This is a genomic window from Mesorhizobium sp. M7A.F.Ca.AU.002.02.1.1 (assembly GCF_003998535.1).
Taxonomy (GTDB): Bacteria; Pseudomonadota; Alphaproteobacteria; order Rhizobiales; family Rhizobiaceae; genus Mesorhizobium; species Mesorhizobium ciceri.
In genome coordinates this window covers 1-563 of the sequence record NZ_RZPB01001439.1, presented here as the reverse complement: position 1 = coordinate 563, position 563 = coordinate 1, and the positions used below count along the sequence as shown (strand labels likewise).

Sequence of the window (563 nt, the reverse complement as noted above, 5' to 3'; positions counted from 1 at the left end):
ACGCAGGTTGCGTGGTTCGGACCCTTCACCGCCGCGGCCGGACTTGGCCACGATGTCCGAAAGCTCCTTCAGGGCGTTGATCTGCTCGGAAACGGCGCGGCGGATGGCCGAAGTCGATTCCTTGGCCTCTTCCGGCATTTCGATGACGCCCTTCTTGAGCTCGGCGCGGGTCAGGTCGAGCTCGCTCTTGATCGAACCCGCTGTGCGCCGCATCTCCTCGGTCGCATCGGCAAAGCGCTTGGTTGCCGAGTCGACGACGTCGGTGATGGCGTTGCGGATCTTGTCGGCCGACTCCATCGTCTTGCCTTCGGCGTTCTGCAGCGTCTGGCCGACGAGATTTTCGAACGAGCGCATGACCCTTTCGAGATCTTCCGACTTCTTGACCAGGCCGACGGCGAGGTCTTCGAGCGACGACTGCCGTTCGAGCGTGTGTTCGAGGTTGCTCTGGGCCGAGCTCAACAGGTCCGAAGCACTGGACAGCAGGCGGCTGTGCTCGTCGAACTTGGTGGCAATCGACGCGACCTCGCGCAAGGTGGACGACGACAGTTCCGTCAGCCTTGTCG

General features: G+C 62.9%; 1 protein-coding gene. It reads right to left on the bottom strand.

All coding sequences use genetic code 11. The annotated features are described in order from the left end of the window. The coding region (locus EN879_RS38220; protein WP_164774957.1) for a hypothetical protein at positions 1–563 on the bottom strand (563 nt) is incomplete at both ends.